This is a genomic window from Dactylosporangium sp. McL0621 (assembly GCF_049995355.1).
Taxonomy (GTDB): Bacteria; Actinomycetota; Actinomycetes; order Mycobacteriales; family Micromonosporaceae; genus Dactylosporangium.
In genome coordinates this window covers 11862842-11884611 of record NZ_CP188259.1, presented here as the reverse complement: position 1 = coordinate 11884611, position 21770 = coordinate 11862842, and the positions used below count along the sequence as shown (strand labels likewise).

22 protein-coding genes and 1 pseudogene are annotated in these 21770 nt (G+C 73.1%); 15 read left to right on the top strand and 8 right to left on the bottom strand.

The features are described 5' to 3' along the window. Positions 1–158: 158 nt before the first annotated feature. From ACPPVO_RS56335 to ACPPVO_RS56325, 3 genes are read left to right on the top strand one after another with little or no spacing between them, the layout of a single operon-like run. Positions 159–1430 carry a sensor histidine kinase gene (locus ACPPVO_RS56335; protein ID WP_426507914.1) on the top strand — a complete coding sequence of 424 codons (1272 nt, stop codon included), beginning with the start codon at positions 159–161 and terminating at the stop codon, positions 1428–1430. Then, a complete protein-coding gene (locus ACPPVO_RS56330) occupies positions 1418–2095 on the top strand; it encodes a response regulator transcription factor (RefSeq protein ID WP_426507912.1) in 678 nt (225 codons plus the stop codon). The genes ACPPVO_RS56335 and ACPPVO_RS56330 overlap by 13 nt, the downstream gene beginning before the upstream one ends. A gap of 53 nt (positions 2096–2148) precedes the next feature. Next, positions 2149–2784: a hypothetical protein gene (locus ACPPVO_RS56325; protein ID WP_426507910.1), complete on the top strand. Its 636-nt coding sequence runs from the start codon at positions 2149–2151 to the stop codon at positions 2782–2784. 6 nt (positions 2785–2790) lie between these two features. Here ACPPVO_RS56325 and ACPPVO_RS56320 read toward each other — a convergent pair whose 3' ends face one another. From ACPPVO_RS56320 to ACPPVO_RS56305, 4 genes are read right to left on the bottom strand one after another with little or no spacing between them, the layout of a single operon-like run. Then, positions 2791–3531: a GntR family transcriptional regulator gene (locus tag ACPPVO_RS56320; RefSeq protein ID WP_426507908.1), complete on the bottom strand. Its 741-nt coding sequence runs from the start codon at positions 3529–3531 to the stop codon at positions 2791–2793. Positions 3532–3536: 5 nt separating this feature from the next. Then, positions 3537–4253 carry a tryptophan synthase subunit alpha gene (gene trpA / locus ACPPVO_RS56315; protein WP_426507906.1) on the bottom strand — a complete coding sequence of 239 codons (717 nt, stop codon included), beginning with the start codon at positions 4251–4253 and terminating at the stop codon, positions 3537–3539. Then, positions 4250–5446, bottom strand: a complete 1197-nt coding sequence (gene trpB / locus ACPPVO_RS56310) for a tryptophan synthase subunit beta (RefSeq protein WP_426507905.1) — start codon at positions 5444–5446, stop codon at positions 4250–4252. The genes trpA and trpB overlap by 4 nt, the downstream gene beginning before the upstream one ends. A gap of 35 nt (positions 5447–5481) precedes the next feature. Then, entirely contained in the window at positions 5482–6807 is a 1326-nt protein-coding gene (locus tag ACPPVO_RS56305) for an acyltransferase family protein (protein ID WP_426507903.1), read from the bottom strand. 76 nt (positions 6808–6883) lie between these two features. Here ACPPVO_RS56305 and ACPPVO_RS56300 point away from each other — a divergent pair, with 76 nt between their 5' ends. From ACPPVO_RS56300 to ACPPVO_RS56270, 7 genes are all read left to right on the top strand, one after another. Beyond that, positions 6884–8854, top strand: a complete 1971-nt coding sequence (locus tag ACPPVO_RS56300) for a thioredoxin domain-containing protein (RefSeq protein ID WP_426507901.1) — start codon at positions 6884–6886, stop codon at positions 8852–8854. Between the two features lie 69 nt (positions 8855–8923). Next, the gene (locus ACPPVO_RS56295) at positions 8924–9493 is read left to right on the top strand and encodes a hypothetical protein (protein ID WP_360374367.1); all 570 of its coding nucleotides are present in this window, start codon (positions 8924–8926) and stop codon (positions 9491–9493) included. Positions 9494–9732: 239 nt separating this feature from the next. Next, positions 9733–10863 (top strand): 5-(carboxyamino)imidazole ribonucleotide synthase, encoded by a 1131-nt coding sequence (locus ACPPVO_RS56290; protein ID WP_426507899.1) that lies wholly within the window; start codon positions 9733–9735, stop codon positions 10861–10863. 29 nt (positions 10864–10892) lie between these two features. Beyond that, a complete protein-coding gene (purE, locus tag ACPPVO_RS56285) occupies positions 10893–11378 on the top strand; it encodes a 5-(carboxyamino)imidazole ribonucleotide mutase (protein WP_426514888.1) in 486 nt (161 codons plus the stop codon). A 42-nt stretch (positions 11379–11420) separates the two neighbouring features. Next, entirely contained in the window at positions 11421–11972 is a 552-nt protein-coding gene (locus ACPPVO_RS56280) for an exonuclease domain-containing protein (RefSeq protein WP_426507897.1), read from the top strand. Between the two features lie 144 nt (positions 11973–12116). Continuing rightward, positions 12117–12392 carry a hypothetical protein gene (locus tag ACPPVO_RS56275; protein ID WP_426507895.1) on the top strand — a complete coding sequence of 92 codons (276 nt, stop codon included), beginning with the start codon at positions 12117–12119 and terminating at the stop codon, positions 12390–12392. A gap of 104 nt (positions 12393–12496) precedes the next feature. After that, positions 12497–12790 carry a hypothetical protein gene (locus ACPPVO_RS56270; RefSeq protein ID WP_426507893.1) on the top strand — a complete coding sequence of 98 codons (294 nt, stop codon included), beginning with the start codon at positions 12497–12499 and terminating at the stop codon, positions 12788–12790. A 2-nt stretch (positions 12791–12792) separates the two neighbouring features. Here ACPPVO_RS56270 and ACPPVO_RS56265 read toward each other — a convergent pair. Then, positions 12793–12876 (bottom strand): annotated as a pseudogene (locus tag ACPPVO_RS56265) (DNA-binding response regulator); the annotation flags it as partial. After that, a complete protein-coding gene (locus ACPPVO_RS56260) occupies positions 12870–13457 on the bottom strand; it encodes a DUF7134 domain-containing protein (RefSeq protein WP_426507891.1) in 588 nt (195 codons plus the stop codon). The pseudogene ACPPVO_RS56265 and the gene ACPPVO_RS56260, both read right to left, overlap by 7 nt. A gap of 112 nt (positions 13458–13569) precedes the next feature. On the opposite strand from ACPPVO_RS56260, the gene ACPPVO_RS56255 reads away from it, so the two are divergent. The 4 genes from ACPPVO_RS56255 to ACPPVO_RS56240 all read left to right on the top strand — a co-directional run bounded on the left by ACPPVO_RS56255 (position 13570) and on the right by ACPPVO_RS56240 (position 17949). Then, positions 13570–15174, top strand: coding sequence for an alpha/beta fold hydrolase (locus tag ACPPVO_RS56255; RefSeq protein ID WP_426507889.1), 1605 nt, complete (start codon positions 13570–13572; stop codon positions 15172–15174). Positions 15175–15216: 42 nt separating this feature from the next. Continuing rightward, positions 15217–15618, top strand: coding sequence for a TIGR03618 family F420-dependent PPOX class oxidoreductase (locus ACPPVO_RS56250; RefSeq protein WP_426507887.1), 402 nt, complete (start codon positions 15217–15219; stop codon positions 15616–15618). Positions 15619–15769: 151 nt separating this feature from the next. Continuing rightward, entirely contained in the window at positions 15770–16807 is a 1038-nt protein-coding gene (locus ACPPVO_RS56245) for a redoxin domain-containing protein (RefSeq protein ID WP_426507885.1), read from the top strand. Positions 16808–16812: 5 nt separating this feature from the next. Then, entirely contained in the window at positions 16813–17949 is a 1137-nt protein-coding gene (locus ACPPVO_RS56240; RefSeq protein WP_426507883.1) for an NAD(P)/FAD-dependent oxidoreductase, read from the top strand. A 67-nt stretch (positions 17950–18016) separates the two neighbouring features. Here the strand turns inward: ACPPVO_RS56240 and ACPPVO_RS56235 are convergent, their stop codons facing one another. Both ACPPVO_RS56235 and ACPPVO_RS56230 read right to left on the bottom strand, forming a co-directional pair. Then, the gene (locus tag ACPPVO_RS56235) at positions 18017–18910 is read right to left on the bottom strand and encodes a S41 family peptidase (protein WP_426507881.1); all 894 of its coding nucleotides are present in this window, start codon (positions 18908–18910) and stop codon (positions 18017–18019) included. 36 nt (positions 18911–18946) lie between these two features. Continuing rightward, entirely contained in the window at positions 18947–20095 is a 1149-nt protein-coding gene (locus tag ACPPVO_RS56230; RefSeq protein ID WP_426507879.1) for an acyl-CoA dehydrogenase family protein, read from the bottom strand. A 189-nt stretch (positions 20096–20284) separates the two neighbouring features. Between ACPPVO_RS56230 and ACPPVO_RS56225 the strand changes: the two genes are divergently transcribed. Then, a complete protein-coding gene (locus ACPPVO_RS56225) occupies positions 20285–21706 on the top strand; it encodes a UDP-glucose dehydrogenase family protein (protein ID WP_426507877.1) in 1422 nt (473 codons plus the stop codon). Positions 21707–21770 lie beyond the last annotated feature (64 nt).

Here is a 21770-nt window from a genome sequence, read left to right as displayed (position 1 = left end):
CGCATCGACGTCCCTCCTCGTTTCGGGTCGCCGTCGAGCTTGGTCGGCGCAGGGTGCGCGGCCCAGGGTGCCTGCACCTGAATCGGATCGAGGTGCAGGCACCCTGTCGGATGTCCGGCGTGCCGCCTACCTTCGATGCTTGACCGGGGGGAGCGGACATGAGACGTCGCATCAGGGCGCACATCGGTGACATCGGCTCGATCGGGATCGGCGCGCTGCTCGGCGCGGCGGCGCTGCCGCTGCTCGTGCTGCTCGTGATCGCGGGGCCGGCGAGCCTCGTCGGAGGGCTCGGGCTCGCGCTGTTCGCGGGCGTGGCCTGGACGTCGCGGCGCGTGGCGGGGGTCCAGCGGCGCCGCCTGGCCCGCGACCTGGACCGGGAGCCGCTGCCGCCCTATCGGACCGGGCCGGACCGGGCGGCGGCCGCGGCCGGCCCGGTGGGGCGCGCCTTCGCCCGGCTGGGCGTGGTCGCCGCGGACCCGCAGACGTGGCGCGACTTCGCGTGGCTGCTGGTCCAGCTCCCGCTCGGGATCGGCTCGCTCGTGGTGGTCGTGGCCCTGTGGCTGCAGGCGCTCCAGTGCATCGCGGCGCCGCTGCTGCTCGCCCTGCTGCCCCGGCCGGCCGGCTTCGACCCGGTCGTGCTGGAGCTGACCGGGCGGTCGGCGCCGGGGGTGTGGCTGCTGGTACCGCTGGGCGTCGCTTCGGCGCTGCTGACGCCCCTGGTCGCCCGGTGGCTGGTGGCGCTCCAGCGGCGGCTGGGGGCCCGGCTGCTCGGGCCGCGCACGCGGGACGTCCTCGACGCCCGGCTGCGCCGGGTCACCGCCGCCCGGACGGACATCGCCGACGCTTCGGCGGCCGAGCTGCGGCGCATCGAGCGCGACCTGCACGACGGCGCCCAGGCGCGGCTCATCTCGGTCGCGATGAGCCTCGGGGTCGCGGAGGACGTCATCGACGACAACCCCGCCGGCGCGAAGGCGATGCTGGCCGAGGCGCGGGCCGACGCCGGGGCGGCGCTGACCGAGCTGCGCAGCCTCGTCCGCGGCATCCATCCGCCGGTGCTGTCCGACCGCGGGCTGAACGGGGCGATCCAGGCGCTCGTGCTCGGCAGCCGGCTCCCGGTGGACCTCGACATCCGGCTCGAGCGGCGGCTGAAACCGCCGGTCGAGGCGGCGGCGTACTTCGCGATCGCGGAGTCGCTGGTCAACGCGATCCGGCACAGCGGGGCCCGGCGGGTCCGGATCAGCGTGGAGGACCGGGGCCGGCGGCTGGCGATGACCGTGTCGGACGACGGGCGGGGCGGCGCCGAGCCCGAGCGCGGGACCGGGCTGCTGGGCATCCGGCGGCGGCTGTCGGCGTTCGACGGGAGCCTGAGCGTCGTGAGCCCGCCCGGCGGGCCGACGGTGCTGGACATGGAGCTCCCGTGCGGGTCCTGATCGCCGAGGACCAGATGCTGCTGCGCGACGGGATGAGCCGGATGCTGACGGCGTACGGGTTCGAGGTGGTCGCGACCGTCGCCTCCGGCGAGGGCCTGGCCGAGCGGCTCGTCGAGGTGCGGCCCGACATCGCCGTCGTGGACGTGCGGATGCCGCCGACGTTCACGGACGAGGGGCTGCGGGCGGCCGTCGCGGCCCGGCGGGCGGTGCCGGGGCTGCCGGTGCTGGTGCTCTCGCAGTACGTCGAGCGGCTCTACGCGCGGGAGTTGCTGTCCGGCCCCGCGGGCGGGGTCGGGTACCTGCTCAAGGACCGGGTCGGGGAGGTACGGCAGTTCGTCGAGGCGCTGCGGCAGGTGGCGGCCGGCGGGACCGTGATGGACCCGGAGGTGGTCGGGCAGCTGCTCGAGGTCCGGGACGAGCCGCAGGGGTTCACGCCGCGGGAGCTGGACGTGCTGCGGCTCATGGCGCAGGGGATGTCGAACGCGGCGATCGCCGAGGGGCTCGGGATCACCGAGAAGTCGGTCAGCAACCAGATAAACGTGCTGTTCGCCAAGCTGGGGCTGCCGCCCGGCGCGCGTCAGCACGATCGGCGGGTGGTGGCGGTGCTGACGTACCTCGATCGAACCTCGGTGAACCCGCCGCCGGAGGAAGGGACGGCGGGCTGACACACCGGGCAGATGCTCGGCGTTCGGGGTCAGTTGTCCTAGCGTCACTCGATGTGAGCAGGCGGGGGATGGCCGGGGCGGCGGGATTCGCCGTGGCCGCCATGGGGGCGTTTGTCGTGCTCGATCACTTCGGGGGGAGCGAGCGGTTCGCCGATCTGCCGGGCGGGGCCGACGTGCGGCTCGTCGGGCGGTTCACGCCGCAGCAGGTCGAGCGGCTCGCCGCGCTGCCGGAGGCGGAGGCCGTCGAGTGCGACGACACGCTGTACGACGTCGGGATCGCGAGCGGGCGGCTGCAGCTCGACCAGGTGACGGTGCTGACGGCGGTGCACAGCGCCGGGCTGCAGCGGGCCGCGTTCGTGCGCGGGCGGGCGGTGCAGAGCGACGCCGAGCTGCTCGCCGTGGACGGGCGCGGGCTGAAGCTGGGCGACCGGGTCACCGTCACGCGGGGCGGCCGGGGCGTGGCCGGGAGCGTGGTCGGGGTCGTGGCCCGGCCGGCCGGGCAGCCCGACGCCGTGGCGCTGCTGCCCGCCGGGGCCGTCGCCCGGCTCGACGGGGGCGGCGGGTGCCGGGAGGTCGCGGTGCAGCTGCGGCGGCGCAGCCAGGCCACCGCGTTCCAGCGGGCGGCCAAGGGGGTGCTCGGCGGGGACCCGGACGTGACCTACGACGAGTCGTTGCGCGGGCACGTCTGAACAGCGTCAGGCGGGGGTACCCGACCAGGTCATGGACAGGGCCGTGGCGGCGCGCTCGGCCCGGATCTCCATGGCCGAGCCCAGGATCACCGCCCGGTCGGCGACGGCCAGGCGACCGTCCACTGTGTACGTCCGCCGCTCGCTGACGAAGACCGGAGTGTTCGCCGGGGCCGACAGCAGCGCCGCCGACGCGGGGTCCAGCACGCCCGGGCTGATGGTCTCCGTGGCCCGGGCCACGGAGACCTCGATCGACGACAGGGCCGTGTAGAGCGCGGTCGTGGTGAAGTCCAGCGCCAGCAACGCCGCGGACCACGGGGCCGGCACCCACGAGACCTGGTGGATCGACGGGCGGCCGGCGAACCGGCGGACCCGCTCCAGGCGCAGGGCGTCGGGACCCAGTGCCGGGGACTCCAGCAGCGCCACCGCCACCACCGTGGTGTGCACCTCGAAGCCCTGGTCGAGCAGGTCGTCGGTCAGGCTCCGCAGCGAGCCCAGGCGGTAGGCCAGGGGGGACACGAACGTGCCCCGGCCCGGCTGCTGGACGATCAGGCCCTCGTCGCTCAGCTGGCGCAGGGCCTGGCGGAGGGTCATCAGGGTCACGCCGTAGGACGTGCTGAGGTCGCGCTGGGCCGGTAGGGCGGAGCCGGGAGCGTAGAAGCCGCTGTGGATCTTCGCGGCCAGGTCGGCGGCGATGGCTCGGTAGCGGGGCTCGCCGTCTCTTGGCAACCGATCGTCCTCACTCTGCATGGCGGTCAGGTCGACGATATCGCCGCCCTCAGGGACCGGACGTACGCGCCCGCCTCGTCCGGGGTCGCGCCGTCCAGGACCCGGCGCATGACCGCCGCGCCCACCACCACGCCGTCGGCGAGGGCCGCCGCCTCCGCGGCCTGGGCCGGGGTCGAGATGCCGAAGCCCAGCAGCACCGGCCGGGACGTCCTCGCCTTGAGGCGCGCGGCCAGGCCGGCGGCGGTCGCCGCCAGCTCGGCGCGTTCGCCGGTCGTGCCCATCACGGTGACGCCGTAGACGAAGTGGCGGCTGCGCCGGCCGATCTCCGCCAGGCGCGCGTCGGGGGTCGCCGGGGACGCGAGCAGGACCAGGTCGATGTGGCGGGCCACCTCCTCGCACTCCTCCAGGGGCAGGTCGGGCACGATCAGGGCGGTGACCCCGGCCGCGCGGAGGCGGCCGCAGAACTCCGCGGCGCCCGAGCGGATCACGAGGTTGGCGTACGTGGAGGCGACCACCGGTACCGGCGGCGCAGCGGCGGCCAGGTCGGCCAGGATGCGGTCCAGCGTCGCGCCGCGGGACAGCGCCACCGAGGTCGCCTCCTGGATCGTCGCGCCGTCGAGGGTCGGGTCGGAGAACGGCAGCCCCACCTCGAGGTAGGAGGCGCCCGCGGCGGCGAAGGCGGGCAGGTAGGCGGTCCAGTCCGCCGTCACGCCCGCGGTGATGTACGGCATCAGCAGCTTCACAGCGACTCCCGCAGGGTGGCCAGGTCCTTGTCGCCGCGGCCCGACAGGGTCACGAGCACCGTCGAGCCCGCCGGCAGGCCGCCGCGCATGACCCAGGCCAGGGCGTGGGCCGACTCCAGGGCCGCGATGATGCCCTCCGAGCGGGCGAGGTGGTGCGCGGCCGCGACGACCTCGTCGTCGGTGACGGTGACGTACCGCGCCCGGCCGAGATCGCGCAGGTGCACGTGCTCGGGGCCGATGCCCGGGTAGTCCAGGCCGGCCGCGACGGAGTGCGCCTCGGTCACCTGGCCGTCGTCGTCCTGCAGGAACAGGGAGCGCACGCCGTGCAGCACGCCCAGCCGGCCCCGGGTCGCGCCCGCGCCGCCGTCGGCCTCGACGCCGATCAGGCGGGCCGGGGTGTCGACGAAGCCGGCGAAGGTGCCGGCCGCGTTCGAGCCGCCGCCGACGCAGGCGACGACGTAGTCGGGCACGGCCGCGCGCAGCTCGGTCGCGCACTGGCGGCGGGCCTCGTCGCCGATGACGCGCTGGAACTCGCGGACCATCCACGGGTACGGCGCCGGGCCCAGCACCGAGCCCATGCAGTAGTGCGCCGTCGCGACTGCGCCCACCCAGGCCCGCATCGCCTCGCTCGTCGCGTCCTTGAGCGTCCGGGCGCCCGTGTGCACCGGCACGACCTCGGCGCCCAGCATGCGCATCCGGAAGACGTTGAGCTCCTGCCGCTCGATGTCCTTCGCGCCCATGTACACGGTCGCCGATAGGCCGAACAGCGCCGCCGCCGTCGCCGTGGCCACGCCGTGCTGGCCGGCGCCGGTCTCGGCGATGAGGTGCGTGCGCCCCATCCGCTTCGCCAGCAGCGCCTGCCCGAGCACGTTGTTGATCTTGTGCGAGCCGGTGTGCGTCAGGTCCTCGCGCTTGAGCAGTACCGTCACCCCGAGCTCGGCCGAGAGCCGCAGCGCCGGCGTGAGGGGCGTCGGGCGGCCCGCGTACGTGGTCAGCAGGCGGTCGAGCTGCCCGCGGAACGCCGGGTCGGCCCACGCCTCCCGGAACGCGTCCTCGACCTCGCGGCACGCGCCGATGAGCGACTCGGGCACGTACCGCCCGCCGTACTCCCCGAAGCGTCCGAGCGCGCCCGGGTCGCCCATGAGCGGCCCGCGCTGGACCTCCCGGCGCGGACGGATGAGCAGCTCCGCCATGGTAAGCCTCCACAGTTCTAGAACAGCTGACTGTTCTAGAACTGTGGCACGATCCGGCCCTCCTGTCCATACCTGACGCCGGGGCCGCGGCTGAGCCAGAGCAGCAGCCCGCCGACGGCCACGGCGGTCGCCGCGGACGCGGGGGTCACCGGCACGACGACCAGCATCGCGGTGCGGCCGGCGAGGATGCCGCCGAAGCCCACCGCCGACAGGCCGAGCACGCCGAGGGTGCACAGGACCGCCCCGCCGATCGCGGCCACCGTGCCGGGGCGCCCGGGCCCGCCGATCGAGGCCCGGCGCGGCCGGTCGGCCCAGCGCAGTACCGAAACCACCGCCAGGGTCAGGAGGGCCAGCGCGGCGATCCACAGTGGACGCAGCCCCCACCACGCGGCCGAGCCGACCGGCGGGCCGGCGACGCCGAGCGCGAGGAGGCCGCCGAGCACGGCGAAGAGGACCGTGAGGTGCCACAGGAACGCGGTCATCGCGGCGCCGTTGGCGCGGATCACGGCGGCCCACACCCGCGGGCGCTCCAGCCACCGGGCGGCCGGGGCGCGCAGCAGCAGGGCCAGGCCGACCAGCCAGGCCGCGTGGGTGAGCAGCGCGAGGGTCGGCGGCGACATGTTCGACACGGGGGCGCCGGGCAGGCCGACCATGGAGACCGGGTAGGGGCCCGCGGTTGTCAGCGCCACGGTGGCGGCGAGCCCGAGGCCGGCCAGGAGCCCGGCGGCCCGGCGGCCCAGCCGGGCGTCGGCGTAGAGATACCCCAGCTGGTGTACCGCGAGCCAGACGAAGGCGACGTTGAGGTACGCCACCATCGGGACCTCGAACGCGAACCGCAGCACGTCGACCAGCGCCGCGGCCGCCCCGAGGCCGGCCGGCACCAGCCACGCGCGGCGCCCGAGCGCGCGGTGCAGCCGGTGCAGCGGCGGGGCCAGGGCGACGATCCCGAGGTACACCCCCAGGAACCACAACGGCTGCGCGACGGTCCGCATCGCCAGGCGCAACAGCCCCTGGTCGTGGCCGGCGGCCTCCACCGCCAGCGCGACCGCGAGCCACAGGCCGACGAACACGGCCGTGGGCCGCAGCAGGCGCCCGGCCCGGGAGCGTACGAAGTCCGCGTAGCCGCCGCCGCGCCGGCGCACCGACGCGATGGCGGTCGCGTGCGAGAACCCGCCGACGAGGAAGAACACCGGCATCACCTGCAGCAGCCAGGTCACCGGCTGCAGCCCGGGCAGCACCGCGAGCGTGTTCGTCGCGCGCACGCCGGTCGCGGTCGGCTCGACGATCACCATGAGCCAGTGCCCGGCGATGACGACGCCGAGCGAGACGACGCGCAGCAGGTCCACGTAGCGGTTTCTCATACCGTCGAGGGTGGCCGCGCGCGGGTGCCCGGCGGATCGGTACATGTACTCAACCGGCCTGGGTAGCCTGACCCACATGGCCAACCGTCTCGCCGGGGCGACCTCGCCCTACCTGCAGCAGCACAAGGACAACCCGGTCGACTGGTGGCAGTGGTCGCCGGAGGCGTTCGCCGAGGCGCGCCGGCGCGACGTGCCGGTGCTGATCTCGGTCGGGTACGCGGCCTGCCACTGGTGTCACGTGATGGCCCACGAGTCGTTCGAGCACGAGGGCGTCGCGGAGATCGTCAACGAGCTCACCGTGCCGATCAAGGTCGACCGGGAGGAGCGGCCCGACGTCGACGCGGTGTACATGACCGCCACCCAGGCGATGACCGGCCAGGGCGGCTGGCCGATGACGGTGTTCGCCACGCCCGGCGGGGAGCCCTTCTACTGCGGCACCTACTTCCCGCGCGACGCGTTCGTGCGCCTCGTCCAGGCCGTCGCGGGCGCCTGGCGCGACCAGCGCGACGGCGTGCTGCAGCAGAGCGCCGCCGTGGTCGACGCCGTTCGCAAGGTCGCCGAGCGTCCGCCGTCGAACCCCATGGACGATGCGGTACTGCGAGCCGCGGCCGCGACGCTCATGGAGTCGTACGACGAGCAGCACGGCGGCTTCGGCGGCGCGCCCAAGTTCCCGCCGCACATGGCGCTGCTGTTCCTGCTGCGGCACTACGTGCGCACACGGGACGACGCCGTGCTGGCCGCGGTCCGCCACACCTGCGAGCGGATGGCCCGCGGCGGCATGTACGACCAGCTCGCCGGCGGGTTCGCGCGCTACGCCGTGGACGGCACCTGGACCGTGCCGCACTTCGAGAAGATGCTCTACGACAACGCGCTGCTGCTGCGGGTGTACACGCACCTCGACCGCATCGCCGGCAGCGGGACCGGGCGCCGGGTCGCCCACGAGATCGTCGCGTTCCTGGCGCAGGAGCTGCACGACGGGCACGGCTTCATCTCCGCGCTGGACGCCGACGCGGACGGCGAGGAGGGCCTGACCTACGTCTGGACGCCCGCCCAGCTCGACGAGGTGCTCGGCGAGATCGACGGGGCGTGGGCGCGGTACCTGCTGCAGGTCACGCCGGAGGGCACGTTCGAGCACGGCGCGTCGGTGCTGCAGCGGCCCGACGACCCGGAGAACGCCGAGCGCTGGCACGACATCCGCACCCGCCTGCTGGCCGCGCGCGCGACCCGGCCCCAGCCCGCCCGCGACGGCAAGGTGGTCGCGGCCTGGAACGGCCTCGCGATCACCGGGCTGGTCGAGTTCGGCAAGGCGTACAACGACCCTGACGCGATCGCGCTGGCCGTCGAGACCGCCGAGTTCCTGGCCGGCACCCACCTGGTCGGCGGCCGCCTGCGCCGCGTGTCCCGCGACGGCGTCGTCGGCGAGCCGGCGGGCGTCCTGGAGGACTACGGCGCGGTGGCGGAGGCGTTCTGCGCGGTACACCAGGCCACCGGCGACGGCCGCTGGCTCGACCTCGCCCGGCAGCTGCTGGACGTGGCGCTCGAACACTTCCGCGACCCCGCGTCCGGCGGCTTCTTCGACACCGCCGACGATGCCGAGGCCCTGGTGGCCCGCCCGGCCGACATCACGGACAACGCCACCCCGGCGGGCCTGTCCGCGGTGGCGGCGGCGCTCGTGACGTACTCGGCCCTGACCGCCGACACGACGTACCGCGCGGCGGCCGAGGCGGCGCTCGCGACCGTCTCCGTGGTGGCCGCCACGCACGGGCGCTTCACGGGCTACGCGTGCGCGGCGGGGGAGGCGCTGCACTCGGGCCCCTTCGAGATCGCGATCGCCACCGAGGACCCGGCCGATCCGCTGGTCACCGCGGCGTGGTGGCACGCCCCGCCCGGCGCGGTGGTGGTCTCGGGGTCGCCGGATGCGGCGGGTGTACCGCTGCTGGAGGGGCGGCCACTGCGTGGGGGCCTGGCCACGGCGTACGTGTGCCGCGGCTTCGTGTGCGACGCGCCGGTGACTTCGCTGGAGGACCTGGTGGCCAAGCTCGCCTGAGCCGCCGATTCCGCTGCGGGCGTAGTTCGCTCCGTTGGCGCAACGGTGTAATGGTGTAATCGTGTAAGCATGATGATGCGACGAGGAGACGCCCCCTGGGGGCGGGGTGGCGGGCCGCGCAGCGAGCCGCCACCGGCCGACGACGCCACCGCCTGGATCGGCGGGGCGCTGCCCGAGAGCTGGTTCCAGGGGCCGGCCGAGGTGACAATCGACCGCGACGAGATCCTGATCGTGGGGCGGCTCAGCGAGCCGTCCCTGGCCGACGACGCGAGCGACGCCGACCGGGCCGCGGCCGAGCAGGGTCGCATCGCGGGCTTCCGCGAGACGACCCGCGACCAGCGGATCGGGATCGCCCAGCAGCTCGAGCGGCGATACCGCCGCAAGGTCGCCTGGGGCGTGCAGGTCGGCGAGGTGCGGGAGCTGTTCACCACGCACTCGGCGCCGGTGATGACGCGCCTGCGCCAGGCCGAGCGCCAGGTGCTCGACACGCTCGTGGACTCGGGGGTGGCGCGGTCGCGCTCCGAGGCGCTGGCGTGGTGTGTGGCGCTGGTCGGGCAGCATGCGGACACGTGGCTGACCGAGCTGCGGGACGCCATGGAGTCGGTGGACGAGCTGCGCAAGCGGGGCCCGGCGGTCTGACCGCGCGACGCGGCGGCGCCGCTGACAGTCCGGGTAAGTCGGACATATCCGGAATGTTGCCGGCAGTGCCGCCGCTCGTGCGCCATCACGTGCTACCAGTTGCACGCGGCGTACCCCGATTGATCCTGGAATCCGACTTTTCGCCTGGCGGGGTATAAATCCGATATGTCTGGCGCGCCAGCGCCCGACATATCGTCCCTGCGTGGGCCCGCAACGCGGAACGATAGGCTGGCCAGCCTATGGACACCCGAACCGGACTTCCCGTCGTCGGCATGGTGGGCGGGGGGCAGCTGGCCCGGATGACCCACCAGGCGGCGATCGCCCTCGGCCAGTCGTTGCGCGTGCTCGCCGTCTCGCCCGACGACGGGGCCGCGCTCGTCGCCGCCGACGTGCGGATCGGGCGCCACGACGACATCGACGCGCTGCGCGAGTTCGCCAAGGGGTGCGACGTGGTCACGTTCGACCACGAGCACGTGCCCGGCGACCTGATCCGGCAGCTGGTGAGCGAGGGCTTCACGCTGCTGCCGGGGGCCGACGCGCTGCGGTACGCCCAGAACAAGCGCGTCATGCGGGAGCACCTCGGCGCGCTCGGGTTCCCGATGCCGCGCTGGACCGACCGCGACGTCGAGGCGTTCGGCGACGAGGTCGGGTGGCCGGTGATCGTGAAGACGGCGACCGGCGGCTACGACGGGCGGGGCGTCTTCGTCGCGCAGTCCATGGCCGACGTGCCGCCGGGCGTCGAGGTGATCGCCGAGGAGCTGGTGCCGCTGCGGCGCGAGCTCGCCGCGGTCGTGGCGCGCTCGCCGCTCGGGCAGGTCGCCGCGTACCCCGTCGTCGAGACGGTCCAGGAGGGCGGCATCTGCGTCGAGGTGCTCGCGCCGGCCCCCGGGCTGGACGAGGACCTCGCGATCACCGCGCAGCGGCTGGCCATCGACATCGCGACCGGGCTCGGCGTGGTCGGCGTGCTCGCCGTGGAGCTGTTCGAGACGACCGACGGGCGGCTGCTCATCAACGAGCTCGCGATGCGCCCGCACAACTCGGCCCACTGGACCATCGAGGGCGCCCGCACGTCGCAGTTCGAGCAGCACCTGCGGGCCGTGCTCGACTACCCGATGGGCGACACGCGGCTCACCGCGCCCGCCGTGGTCATGGCCAACGTGCTCGGCGGCGAGGCGGGCGGGATGTCCGTCGACGAGCGGCTGCACCACCTGTTCGCCGAGGAGCCGGGGGCCAAGGTCCACCTGTACGGCAAGCAGGTCCGCCCCGGCCGCAAGATCGGGCACGTGACGGTGCTCGGCGACGACATGGAAGACTGCCGCCGGCGCGCCCGGCGGGCCGCCCGCATTCTCGAAGAGGGGTACCAGCATTGAGCGCGCCAGTGATCGAGGTCGGCGTCATCATGGGCAGCGACTCGGACTGGCCGGTCATGCGGCTGGCCGCCGAGGCCCTCGGCGAGTTCGGGATCGGCTACGAGGTCCGCGTGGTCTCGGCCCACCGCACCCCGCACCTCATGCTCGACTACGCGGGTGAGGCCGTGGCCCGGGGCCTGAAGGTCATCATCGCCGGGGCGGGCGGGGCCGCGCACCTGCCCGGCATGGTCGCGTCGGCCACGCCGCTGCCGGTCATCGGCGTGCCGGTACCGCTGAAGCATCTGGACGGCCTCGACTCACTGATGTCGATCGTGCAGATGCCGGCCGGCATCCCGGTCGCCACCGTGTCGATCGGCGGCGCGCGCAACGCCGGCCTGCTCGCGGTGCGCATCCTCGCCGCCGCCGACCCGGAGCTGCTGGCCCGGGTCCGGGACTTCCAGGAGTCCCTGCGCGCGATGGTCGCCGAGAAGGACGCGGCGCTGTCGGCGTCCCTGATCGAGCCCGCCGCGCAGTAATCCGGAGGCGTGGGAGCGGTCGGGAACCTACCCTCGACGGGCATGGGACGGCTGCTGAACGTGATCGATGTCGAGGCGACGTGCTGGGCGGGCCAGCCGCCCGCCGGGCAGGTCAACGAGATCATCGAGATCGGCGTCTGCGTCGTCGACCTCGACGCGCGGGAGCGGGTCGGGCGGGACCGGATCATGGTGCGGCCCGCGCGGTCGGTCGTCAGTCCATTCTGTACGCAGCTGACCGGCATCACGCCCGCCGAGGCCGCGAACGGGGTCTCGTTCGCCGAGGCCTGTGCGCGGCTGCGCGCCGCGCACCACAGCGACTCGCGGCCGTGGGCGAGCTGGGGCGACTACGACCGCAAGCAGTTCGAGCGGCAGTGCGCCGGGCCGCTGCGGTACCCCTTCGGCTCCAACCACACCAACGCGAAGGCCGTCTTCGCCGAGGCGCACGGCGCCCGGAAGCAGGGCATGGCCGGCGCCCTGGCGACGGCCGGCCTGCCCCTGGAGGGCCGGCACCACAACGGCGCCGACGACGCCTGGAACATCGCCGCGCTCGTGCTGCACCTGCTCGAGCGCGACCAGTGGACCTACGGCGCCTGACCCGCCCGGTCCTCTGCACAAACATTTCGCTCGGTCATCACTTCTGTCTCTGCGCGAGGCCGCAAACGAGTTCACGGCGCAACCGTTTGCCGGTTTCTTTCGTTATCGCAGGTGTTGGTGCGAGCGCGACGAGGGCGGTACGGCATGGCGGCGCAGCAGGGCGACAGGCTCCCCCGGTGGACGGCACGAGCACTCGTCGGCGGCGCCGCGGTGGGCTCCGCGCTCGCCTTCGGGTCGGCGGCCGCCGCGCGGCCCGGGTCCGCGCCCGGCGCCGAGCCGGCCGGCGCGGTGAGCACGGTCGTGGTCGCCGGTGTTGCCTCGGTCACACTCCTGCTGCTGCTCGCCGGGGCGGTTCTGGTCGCGGCGCCGCGCTTGCTGCGACTTGTCCGCGTCTTCAATGCCCGGCGCCAGGTTCGCTGAGCAGGGCCGGAAAAGGTCGGTCGTTTCGAACTTCGATCGGTAACCCCACGCAGCCGGTTCGTAGCGGTACAGTGACCGCGACGCTTGGACGGTGAGGGGGATCGATGTCCGATTACTCGGTGGCCGGCGGGGTCGGTTCGTTCGAGTACCGCCGGCGCGACAGCGCGCGCTTCGACGCCGCGCTCGAGGCCGTCGAGGAGGCGGTCGCCTGCTACGCCCGGCTGCGCAACCGCGCCGTGGTGAGCGGCAATGCCGCCGAGGCGGACCGGCTGCTCGCCGGGCAGGCGGCCTGTCTCACCCAGCAGCAGCAGCTGCGGCCGGACGACACCGCGACCGTCGACCGGATCCTCGCCGAGTACCCGGCCCTGATCGCCTGGCTCCGCGACCGCATCGGCTGAGCTCAGAACCCCGGGCGCACCAGCCCGGTCTCGTACGCGTACACGACCGCCTGCACCCGGTCGCGCAGCGCCGGCTTGGTCAGCACGCACGATCCGGTAGGCCGACAGGTCCACAGTGGACGGCAGCGGCACCGGGTCGCCGCCGATCTGCAGCTGTACCGCGACGCCCGCCTCCCGCACCTGCTCCAGCAGCGCCGGCAGCGCGACGAGGCCCGGTGGCGGCCGCCAGGCGTCGCCCACCGACAGCACGCGGCGCCGACCAAACGGCCCCCTCGCTGCCCGCGAACCGGCTGGAGCTCAGCGACAGCAGCAGCATCGCGCCCAGCACGGCGAGGGACACCGCCCAGCCGTAGCGGGTGGCCACCGTGTAGAGCAGGACCGGCACCCCGAGGTCGACGAGCAGGAGGGGCAGGAGCAGCCCCAGGTGTACCGACGCCGCGAAGGTGCCCACCGTGAGCATCGACAGCGGCCAGCGGGTCCGCAGCGCGACCGCGGCCGCGAGCAGACCGCCGGCCGCCCACCACAGCGCGAGCCGGTCGCCGCCGGCGTCGCCGGCCGGGTTGGCCACGACGCCGGACAGCAGCACGGCGACCGCCGGCGCCGCGTCCCGCACCGCCGGATGACGGCGGCCCAGGTCGCGGATACGCCCCCCGAAGACGTCGGCCATGGTCCCGTGAGCCTACGGGCCGGCCGCCAACCGACACATCCATCGCAAGACATATATCGCGTACCTCTGAAGGCTGACGCGCGTAGCGCCGCTCACCCCGCAGGGTGAGCCCATGCATACCTCCAAACGCTGGATCGCGTCCGCGGCCCTGCTCGGTGGCGTGGGCGCGCTGCTCGCCGCGTCGCCCGCGGCCGCCGGGCGCGCCGGGCCGGCCGTCGACTGGAAGCCGTGCCCCACCTACTCCGACGCGGCGCTGCGTGCGCTCGCCCCGCCGGACCGTCTCGAGCAGTACAAGGCCCTCCTGGGACGGATGCAGTGCGGCACCGTCACCGTCCCGCTGGACTACCGCAACCCGCGCGGCCGGCAGATCACCGTCGCGCTGACCCGCCTGCCGGCGACCGACAGGACCCACCGGCTCGGCAGCCTGGCGCTGAACCCGGGCGGCCCGGGCGGCAGCGGGTACCTGATGCCGCCGCGCGTCATGATCACCAATGACACCGACGCCCAGCTCAACGAGCGCTACGACCTGATCGGCTTCGACCCGCGGGGGGTCGGTTACAGCACGAAGGTCAACTGCGCACCGCCCACCGGCGCGCCCGAGCCGCCGCCCGGCGCGCTGTCCAAGGAAACAGCGCGGCAGCTGTACGTCACCGAGGCCGCCTTCAACCAGACGTGCGGCGGCAGCGACCCGGCGTTCCTGAGCCAGTTGACGACGGCCAACGTGGCCCGCGACCTCGACGTGATGCGCGCGGCGCTGGGCGAGCGGAAGCTGAACTTCCTCGGGGTCTCCTGGGGCACGTGGCTGGGTGTGGTGTACCGGACCATCTTCCCCCACAGCGTGGACCGCATGCTGCTGGACAGCGTCGCCATCCCGCGTTTCACCATCCCCGCGTTCGAGGACGGCCGGGCGGCCGCGGCCGAGCGCAACGCCGGCCGCTTCGTGGCCTGGGTCGCCGAGCGCGACGCGACGTACCACCTGGGGTCCACGGCCGCGCAGGTCCGCGCGACGATCATCGCGATGCGCGAGGACTTCGACGCCCACCCGCGGCAGTTCACCGACGTGCCGATGACCCTGGACGGCTCGCTCATCGCGCTCGCCGCGGCCCAGGAGCACCCGGGCTGGGACGTGGCCGCGACCGTACTGGCCGAGCTGCGCACCGCGACCGGCCCGGCCGCGCCGCCGACGGTCAAGGAGGTGCTCGGTGACGACGGAGGCCCCGGCGAGCCGCCGCCGGCCGACCTGCCCGAGCAGGCCAACCGGACGATGAACCAGGCCGCGTTCTGCAACGAGGACACCGCGCGGCTCGGGTTCGAGGCGGACTGGGCGGCGTACCAGCGCCGGCTCGCCGACAACCCGCTGACCGGGCGCGTCAACGGCTTCTCCGCGGGCTGCGCGGGCTGGCCCCTGCCGGCCCAGCCGGTGCGCATCACCCCCGGCGGCGGCCGGCTCGTGCTCGTCGGGCACCGCTGGGAGACCCCGTCGCCGTACGAGTGGACGTGGCAGACCCACGCCATGGTGGGCGGCCAGGTGTACACAGTGGAGGATGACATCCACGGCTCGGTGCTCCTGGTGCCCGAGTGCGCCGCGGACGCGGTGCTCTTCTTCGACACCGGCCGCATCGACGCGGGCTGCCCGGGCCTGGGTGACCCGCCGCCGCGGGCGCTGAGCGCCACCGGCGGCGCTGCGCTCCGGGGTTGGTCGGCCCAGGTGATGTGATCTGATGGGCGGGCGGGCCGGCCGGATCGTACGGTGGAGTGCGTGACACTTCCCGAACCCTTGCAGCGCCTGCTCGCCCAGCCCAACCCGGCCGTCATCGCCACCGTGCGCCAGGACGGCCAGCCCGTCACGGTGGCGACGTGGTACCTCTTCGAGGAGGGCCGCATCATCGTCAACATGGACGCGGGCCGCAAACGCCTCGCGTACCTGCGCGACGAGCCGCGCGTGAGCCTGACGGTGCTGGACAAGGAGAACTGGTACACCCACGTATCGGTGACCGGCACCGTGACCGACCTCACCGACGACCCGGACCTGGCGGACATCGACCGCATCGCCACCGCGTACACGGGCAAGCCCTACCCGAACCGAGAGCGCCCGCGCGTTACCGCGGTGATCGACATCACGTCGTGGCACGCCTGGCCGCCGAACGCCCTCGACGACTGAGCACTGCGAGCCCAACTCGCCATCCTGGTCCACGACGCGACCCTGACGTAGGACCGGAGCGCCCGGACGCCCGAGCCGCTTTTGTGAATTAAATCGGTACGGTAACCGCGTTAATTTGCGCATCGACCTTTTCAGTGGTTTTCGGGTATCCGTGGAAGGTCGGGCCATCGACCCCGGCGTGTGGTCCCAGCGCAAGCCCGCGGCCCTGGTCAAGCTGCTCGCGCTGGCGCCGGGGCACCGATTGCGGCGGGAGCAGGTGACGGCGGCGCTGTGGCCGGAGTTCGAGCCGGCGGCGGCCGCGGCCAATTTGCGCAAGACGCTCCATTCCGCCCGGCGAATTCTTCATTCCGCGGAAGGTGCGGAATTCATCGTTTCGTCGGGGGATCTGCTGTTCCTGCCGCCCGGCGGCCTTTCGGTCGATGTCGGCGATTACTGGTCCCTGGTCGCCGAGGCCCGCGGGAGCAGGAACGTCGATGCGTATGCCGCCGCGATCGCCGTCTACCGGTACGGACTGCTGCCCGAGGACCTGTACGAGGAGTGGGCGGCCGCCCCGCGCGAGGAGCTCAACGTCGACTTCCTCGCCCTGGTCGGGGAGTACGCCGGGCTGCTCGAGGCCGGTGGCAACCTGATCGAGGCGGCCCGCGCCGTGCAGCGGCTGGTGGCCGCGGACCAGCTCGGTGGCTACATGGCGAAGGTCAAGCCGGAGTTCGACAAGCGCGGCGTCAAGCTGATGGCGCTCTCGGTGGACCCGGTCGACCGGCACGCCCAGTGGGCCGCCGACATCGAGGAGACGCAGGGCGCGGCCCCCAACTACCCGATGATCGGGGACGCGGACTTCGTCGTCTCCAAGGCGTACGGGATGCTCGGCGCCGACGTCAGCGGTGACGCGGCCGACCGGACCGCCGCCCAGAACCAGACCGTCCGCGGCGTCTTCGTGATCGGCCCGGACAAGAAGATCAAACTGATCCTGCTGTACCCGATGACCACCGGGCGCAACTTCGACGAGATCCTGCGGGTCATCGACTCGCTGCAGCTGACCGCGCGGCACGCGGTCGCCACGCCGGTGAACTGGCGGCAGGGCGAGGACGTGGTGATCGCCGGCTCGGTCAGCAACGACCGGGCGCGCGAGGTCTTCGGCAGCTGGAAAGAGCCGAAGCCGTACATCCGCATCGTCGCGCAGCCGGCCTGATCATCATGCGCGTCCTGGTGCTGGGTGCGGGCTTCGGCGGGCTGGAGTTGACCACCCGGCTGTCCGAGGCCCTGGGTGACGAGGCGGAGATCACCCTGATCGACAAGGCCGACGGGTTCGTCTTCGGCTTCTCCAAGCTCGACGTCATGTTCGGCCGCACCACCGCGGCAGCGGTACGGCACTCGTACGCGGGCCTGGTCAAGCCGGGTGTGCGCTTCGTGCGGACCACGATCCGGTCGATCGACCCGGCGGGGCGGCGGGTCGAGACCGACGAGGGTCCGTACGAGGCGGACGTCCTGGTCATCGCACTCGGCGCCGACCTGGACCCGGGCGCGACCCCGGGCCTGGTCGAGGCCGGTCACGAGTTCTACACGGTGGACGGCGCGTTCGCGGTCCGCGACGTGCTCGACCGGTTCGCCGGCGGCCGGGTGATCGTCGGGGTCACGTCGACACCGTTCAAGTGCCCGCCGGCCCCGAGCGAGACCGCGCTCATGCTGCACGACCTCCTGCTCGCCCGGGGGCTGCGGGACCGTTCCCGGATCGAGCTGGTCATGCCGCTGGGCGCGCCGATCCCGCCGTCGCCGGCCGCCTCCCAGGCGCTGCTCAAGGCATTCGCCGAGCGGGGCATCGGCTGGCACCCGGACCGGCTCGTGCGCGGGCTCGACCCGAAGCGGAACGTGGCGATGCTCGCCAACGGCGACGAGATGCCGTTCGACCTGTTCCTCGGGGTGCCCGTGCACCGGGCGCCGCAGGTGGTGCGGGACTCGGGGATGTGCGTCGACGGCTGGATCCCGGTGGACTCGCTGACGCTGCGCACGCAGTACCCGGGTGTCTACGCGGTCGGCGACGTGACGAGTGTCGGCACGCCCAAGGCGGGGGTCTTCGCCGAGGGGCAGGCGGCGGTCGTCGCCGCCCAGATCATCGCGGCGCACCGGGGCGAGGGCGACGCGGCGACCTACGACGGCACCGGCATCTGCTTCGTCGAGTTCGGCCATGAGCGCATCGGCCGCGTCCAGGTGACCTTCCGCCGGGGCGAGACCCCGTTCGGCACCTTCGACGACGCGTCGGACGTTTATCGGGCGGACAAGACGGAGTTCGGGTCGAGCCGGGTACGGCGGTGGTTCGGCCGCACCTGGCACTGAACCGCCGCGCGGGGCTCGGGTGGACCCGAGCCCCGCGTTCGGGCGAACGCCGCCGACGCGGTCGCGCCTATGCGCCCGAGGTGCCCGAGATGGCCTTGAGCGCCGTGTCGAGTGCCTGGTCGGCCGGGACGGAGATATCGGGGACCACTCCCACGCCTTCCCAGTTGGTGCCGGTGACGCTGTTGATGGTCCGGGCGGTCGGCACGGTCACGAGGATGTGTTCGGTGACCGGGTGGCGGTCCGTCGGATGGGCGCCGCCACGGGTCGTCTCACCGACGACGACGGCCCGGCCGTGCGCCTGCAGGGTGTACGCCACGTCCTCGCCCCCGGAGAACGTGACCGCGCTGGTGAGCGCATAGACCGGGCGGTCCGCATAGCGCGGCGCGGGAAGGTACGCGCTCGTCCAGAACTGGCGGGTGGCGCCGGTGGACCGCTCGTAGAAGTCGTTGAGGTGCACCTGGTCGTCGCGGAAGAAGTAGCTGCACCACATCGCGGCCCCCTCCGGGGCCCCGCCGGCGCAGGCGCGCAGGTCCAGGATGAGCGCGGAGCTGTGGGCGACCAGCTGCATGGCCGCGCCGATCGCGCCGGCCCCTTGGTCGGCGTACGCGATGCGCCGCAGGTCGATGAGCCCGACGTTCCCGTCCAGCTGCTCGACCCGGCGGACCCCCTGGTTCTCCGCCCTGAGCAGCGCGAGGAACGCGGCCCGCCCGCCGTCCTCGTCCGCTGGGTCCAGCGACTGCGGCTCGTCCGTCCACAGCAGCCGCAGGTGCTTGTCCGGGCACGCCTCCTGAAGGTGCGCGGTCACCGTCGCGCAGAGCGCCGGCCCGTCCAGGTCGTCGTACTCGCCGGCCGCGAGACGGCGCCGGATCGCGGCGTCGATGTCCGCGACCTTCGCCGGGAAGACGTACCCTGCCTCGATCCGATCCAGGGCCTGTCCGATGATCTGTTCGTTTGTGAGCACGGCGGGCCATGATAGACCGCGGCCGAACAGCGGTCCTCAGCCCTGCAGGAGCTGCCGGGCCATCACGATCCGCTGGACCTGGTTCGTGCCCTCGTAGATCTGGGTGATCTTCGCGTCGCGCATCATGCGCTCCAGCGGGAAGTCCTTCGTGTAGCCGTAGCCGCCCAGGAGCTGGACCGCGTCCGTTGTGATGGACATCGCCGCGTCCGAGGCGAAGCACTTCGCCGCCGCGCCGAAGTAGGTCAGGTCGGCGTCGCCGCGCTCCGACTTCGCGGCCGCCGCGTAGGTGAGCTGGCGCGCCGCCTCCAGCTTCATGCCCATGTCGGCCAGCATGAACTGGATGCCCTGGAAGTCGGCGATCGCCTTGCCGAACTGCTTGCGCTCCTGTACGTAACCCAGCGCGAAGTCGAGCGCACCCTGCGCGATGCCCAGGGCCTGCGCCGCGATCGTGACGCGCGTGTGGTCGAGCGTGCGCATGGCCGTGCCGAAGCCGGTGCCCGGGTCGCCGATGATGCGGTCGGCCGGGATGCGGACGTTGTCGAGGTACACCTCGCGCGTCGGGCTGCCCTTGATGCCGAGCTTCTTCTCGGGTGCGCCGAAGCTCACACCCGGGTCGGACTTTTCGACCACGAACGCCGAGATGCCCCGCGAGCGCGCGGTCGGATCCGTGACAGCGAAGACGGTGTAGTACTCGCTCACCCCGGCGTTGGTGATCCAGCGCTTGACCCCGTTGAGCACCCACGTGTCGCCGTCGAGCTCGGCGCGGGTCTTCATGCCCGCCGCGTCGCTGCCCGCCTCGGGCTCGGACAGGCAGTACGAGAACATCGCGTCGCCGCGGGCGACCGGGGACAGGTAGCGCTCCTTGAGCTCGTGGGAGCCGGCCAGGAGGAGAGGCATGGTGCCGAGCTTGTTCACGGCGGGGATGAGCGAGGATGAGGCGCAGGCGCGGGCGACCTCCTCGATCACGATCGCGGTGGCGAGCGCGTCCGCGCCGGCGCCGCCGTACTCCTCCGGGATGTGCGGAGCGTGGAAGTCGGCGGCACGCAGCGCATCGTACGAAGCCTGGGGGAACTCGCTCGTTTCGTCCGCAGTCGCCGCGTTCGGTGCGACCTTTCCGTCACACACTGCGCGCACCGCCTCGCGCACAGCGATGTGCTCCTCGGGCAGCGAATAGGCCTCGAACACGGTAAACCCCCTCGTCACAGCGCTGCTGAACCTCCGTTCAGCGGCCCGCCGTTGTGAGCATACCGACGAGTAACGAAACGGCCGAAGGCACGGTTGCCGCCAAGGGTCTATCCTCGCCGTGGCGACGTCGGCCCGATCCCATAAGGCGAGGGTCGGCCGAGCGGACCTCGATCGAGCGGAGACTAAGGCGTGACCATCGCGTACCCCAGCACCCCACCCGTCGTAGCCGCGCCCTCTGGATCGGCGCGGCCCCGGCTGACCTTCCTGGGCACCGGATACCTCGGCGCGACCTACGCGATCTGCTTCGCGGAACTCGGCTATGAGGTGATCGGCTTCGATATCGACGAGGCCAAGATCGCCAAGCTGGCGGGCGGGGACGTGCCGTTCCACGAGCCCGGCCTGGACGAGCTGCTCCGCAAGAACCTGTCGGCCGGCCGGCTGCGGTTCTCGACGTCCTACGAGGAGGTCGCCGAGTTCGGCGACATCCACTTCATCTGCGTCGGCACCCCCCAGCGCGCCGACGGCATGGCCGCCGACCTCTCCCACGTGGAGAGCGCGGTGTCCAACCTGGTCCCGCACCTGACCCGCAAGGCGCTCATCGTCGGCAAGTCGACCGTCCCGGTCGGCACCGCCGAGTGGATCGAGCAGCTCGTGGCCCGCAACTCCACCGTCGACCTCGGTGTCGAGGTTGCCTGGAGCCCCGAGTTCCTGCAGGAGGGCGTGGCCGTCGAGGACGTGCTGCGGCCCAACCGCGTCATCTTCGGCGTCAAGTCCGAGTGGGCGACCGGCATGCTCTACTCGGCCCACAAGGGCGTGTTCGACCTGGCCGTCACCGAGGACCGCGAGGTCCCGGTCGTCGTCACCGACTTCGCCACCGCGGAGCTGGTGAAGGTCGCGGCCAACGCGTTCCTGGCCACCAAGATCTCCTTCATCAACGCGATGGCCGAGGTCTGCGAGGCGGCCGGCGCCGACGTGACCCAGCTGGCCCGCTCCATCGGCTACGACGCCCGCATCGGCAACAAGTTCCTGCGCGCCGGCGTCGGCTTCGGCGGCGGCTGCCTGCCCAAGGACATCCGCGCGTTCCAGGCCCGCGCCCAGGAGCTCGGCGTCGGCGAGGCGCTGCGCTTCCTGCACGAGGTCGACCTGATCAACCAGCGCCGCCGGCAGAAGATCGTCCAGCTCTCCGCCCAGCTGCTCGGCCGCGGCTACGGCCCGGCGGGCCCCGACCTGGCCGGCACCAAGATCACGGTGCTGGGCGCGACCTTCAAGCCCAACTCCGACGACGTGCGCGACTCGCCGGCCCTCTCGGTCGTGCGCAAGCTCGCCCGCTCCGGCGCCGAGGTCACCGTCTACGACCCGGAGGGCATGGAGCAGGCCCGGGCCGAGGTCGCCGACGTCGCCTACGCCAAGACGCTCAACGACGCCGTCACCGGGTCCGACCTCGTGTGCGTGCTCACGGAGTGGGAGGAGTTCCGCAACACCGACCCGAACTCGCTCTCCCCGCTGGTCTCGGCGAAGCGCGTGATCGACGGCCGGAACTGCCTCGACCAGGCGGTCTGGGTCGCCGCCGGCTGGGAGTACCGCGGCATGGGGCGTCCGGTCGTTTCATAGAGAACCTCCCGAACGGGCACTTCGCTTTCGTAGCCCGTCGAAACAAGGCATTCTTCCCAGTAGG

Bases quoted from the DNA above. Each gene is read 5' to 3' on its own strand.
- ACPPVO_RS56260 (WP_426507891.1), bottom strand. From the start codon at position 13,457: ATGGCCGACGTCTTCGGGGGGCGTATCCGCGACCTGGGCCGCCGTCAT.
- ACPPVO_RS56320 (WP_426507908.1), bottom strand. From the start codon at position 3,531: ATGCAGAGTGAGGACGATCGGTTGCCAAGAGACGGCGAGCCCCGCTAC.
- ACPPVO_RS56280 (WP_426507897.1), top strand. From the start codon at position 11,421: ATGGGACGGCTGCTGAACGTGATCGATGTCGAGGCGACGTGCTGGGCG.
- ACPPVO_RS56295 (WP_360374367.1), top strand. From the start codon at position 8,924: ATGATGATGCGACGAGGAGACGCCCCCTGGGGGCGGGGTGGCGGGCCG.
- trpB (WP_426507905.1), bottom strand. From the start codon at position 5,446: ATGGCGGAGCTGCTCATCCGTCCGCGCCGGGAGGTCCAGCGCGGGCCG.
- ACPPVO_RS56275 (WP_426507895.1), top strand. From the start codon at position 12,117: ATGGCGGCGCAGCAGGGCGACAGGCTCCCCCGGTGGACGGCACGAGCA.
- ACPPVO_RS56305 (WP_426507903.1), bottom strand. From the start codon at position 6,807: ATGAGAAACCGCTACGTGGACCTGCTGCGCGTCGTCTCGCTCGGCGTC.
- purE (WP_426514888.1), top strand. From the start codon at position 10,893: ATGGGCAGCGACTCGGACTGGCCGGTCATGCGGCTGGCCGCCGAGGCC.
- ACPPVO_RS56300 (WP_426507901.1), top strand. From the start codon at position 6,884: ATGGCCAACCGTCTCGCCGGGGCGACCTCGCCCTACCTGCAGCAGCAC.
- ACPPVO_RS56240 (WP_426507883.1), top strand. From the start codon at position 16,813: ATGCGCGTCCTGGTGCTGGGTGCGGGCTTCGGCGGGCTGGAGTTGACC.
- ACPPVO_RS56255 (WP_426507889.1), top strand. From the start codon at position 13,570: ATGCATACCTCCAAACGCTGGATCGCGTCCGCGGCCCTGCTCGGTGGC.
- ACPPVO_RS56335 (WP_426507914.1), top strand. From the start codon at position 159: ATGAGACGTCGCATCAGGGCGCACATCGGTGACATCGGCTCGATCGGG.
- ACPPVO_RS56270 (WP_426507893.1), top strand. From the start codon at position 12,497: ATGTCCGATTACTCGGTGGCCGGCGGGGTCGGTTCGTTCGAGTACCGC.
- ACPPVO_RS56290 (WP_426507899.1), top strand. From the start codon at position 9,733: ATGGACACCCGAACCGGACTTCCCGTCGTCGGCATGGTGGGCGGGGGG.